This is a genomic window from Spongiactinospora sp. 9N601, from assembly GCF_044326295.1.
Classification (GTDB): domain Bacteria; phylum Actinomycetota; class Actinomycetes; order Streptosporangiales; family Streptosporangiaceae; genus Spongiactinospora; species Spongiactinospora gelatinilytica.
On record NZ_JBIRBB010000056.1, the window covers coordinates 1 to 1,788 of the forward strand.

Annotated in this window: 2 protein-coding genes; one reads left to right on the plus strand and one right to left on the minus strand. The window is 64.4% G+C overall.

Going from position 1 to position 1,788, the window contains the following annotated elements:
- Positions 1–34: 34 nt before the first annotated feature.
- Positions 35–442: a MerR family transcriptional regulator gene (locus tag ACH34R_RS44080; protein ID WP_397567616.1), complete on the minus strand. Its 408-nt coding sequence runs from the start codon at positions 440–442 to the stop codon at positions 35–37.
- A gap of 164 nt (positions 443–606) precedes the next feature.
- Here ACH34R_RS44080 and ACH34R_RS44085 point away from each other — a divergent pair, with 164 nt between their 5' ends.
- The gene (locus tag ACH34R_RS44085) at positions 607–1,740 is read left to right on the plus strand and encodes an MFS transporter (protein WP_397567617.1); all 1,134 of its coding nucleotides are present in this window, start codon (positions 607–609) and stop codon (positions 1,738–1,740) included.
- Positions 1,741–1,788 lie beyond the last annotated feature (48 nt).

The following is a 1,788-nucleotide window of genomic DNA, read 5'->3' on the forward strand; positions in this document are numbered from 1 at the left end:
ATCTCCAGCCGCGACCCTGGACATCGCAATCCCATCAAGGTTCAACCGCGTCCACCGGACGCCCCGGACCACCAGCACCACGGATATCGCGGCGTACGGCGTCGAGGTAGTCGGTGATGGCTCGGTGGTTCTTGGTGAGGCATTCGATTCTTTCGGCCATGCGGTCGCGTTCGTGTTCGAGCGTTGCGACCATGTCTGGCGTGACGTAGGGCATGTGGATCGTGCGGGGGGTGTTCAGGCAGGGCAGGATCTGCTTGATGATCCGTGTGGGCAGCCCTGCGTCGAGCAGGCCTCGTACCTGGAGAACCCGGTCAACGACGTACTCCTCATAGTCCCGGTATCCGTTGGGCAGTCGATCTGACGCGATCAGTCCCTGATCCTCGTAGTAGCGCAGCAACCTCACCGGAGTCCGCGTGCGCGTCGACAACTCACCGATCCGCATATCCCTCTCCTCACCCTCTGTGGCTGGCGTCGTGTGACTCAGCGGACACCGAATTGACCCTCACACTAATGTCAGCCTTCGATCATGAGGCCATGACACGAACACATGCTGTGCCATCTCCCTCGATAACGAACGCCCGGCTCCCACTGGCGGGTCTTCTGGCTTTGGCCACCACCGCGTTCATTACGCTCCTGACCGAGACGATGCCCGCCGGGGTGCTTCCCGGGATGAGCCGAGACCTGGGTGTGAGCGAGAGCACTGCCGGGCAGAGCGTCACCGTCTTCGCGATCGGAGCGATCCTCGCCGCGATCCCGCTCACCAAGGCGACGATCGGCTGGCCGCGCCGACACTTGCTGCTGTTGGCGATCGCAGGATTCGCGATCGCCAACACCGTCACCGCGCTCTCCGAGAGCTTCGCACTTACGCTAGCCGCCCGGTGCCTCGGCGGCATCGTCGGCGGGTTGCTCTGGGCGCTGTTGGCCGGGTACGCGGTACGGATGGTTCCCTCACATCAGCGCGGCAAGGCAATGGCGATCGCGATGGGGGGCGCAACCGTTGCCCTGTCCGTCGGAGTTCCTGCTGCGGCGTTTCTGGCCAAGCTCGTCGAGTGGCGATACGCGTTCGGGATCATGACCGTCCTCACGCTCGCGTTGATCGTGTGGGTCGTCGCGGCGGTGCCGAACTTCCCCGGACAGTCCAAGGGCTCACGGCTCCCGCTGACCCGTACCATTCGCATTCCCGGCGTAGCGCCCGTGCTCTTCGTGACCCTCACGTTCGTACTCGCCCACAGCGTCCTCTACACCTACATCGCCCCGTTCCTCATGCCGCTCGGCATGGCAGGTCAAGTCGACGCCGTGCTGCTCACCTTCGGCCTGGTGTCGCTGGTGAGCATCTGGATCACCGGAGCGCTCGTCCATCGGCACCTGCGCCTCCTCATGATCCTCGCGTGTGTGCTCTTCGCGACATGCGCGCTGCTGCTCGGCAGCTTCTCCGGCGTGCCTTCGCTCGTCTACGCCAGCGCAGCGCTCTGGGGGCTCGCGTTCGGCGGCACCTCTACCCTGCTGCAGACCGCAGTCGCCGAAGCAGCAGGCGACGCCGGCGATGTCGCCCAAGCACTCCTCACCACCGGATGGAACGTCGGAATCGCCGGTGGTGGCATCATCGGAGGCATCGTCCTCAGCGGATTGGATGCATCCTGGCTGAGTTGGGTCACGCTCGCACTGCTCGTCCCTGCACTCGCCACTGTGCTCGGGGCACACAAATACGGGTTCACCAAGGGAGAGCTCGGCAGCCGCTAAACCACCGCTGCCCCCGACCCTACTGAGAGGGTGTTATGTGAGTGTTAG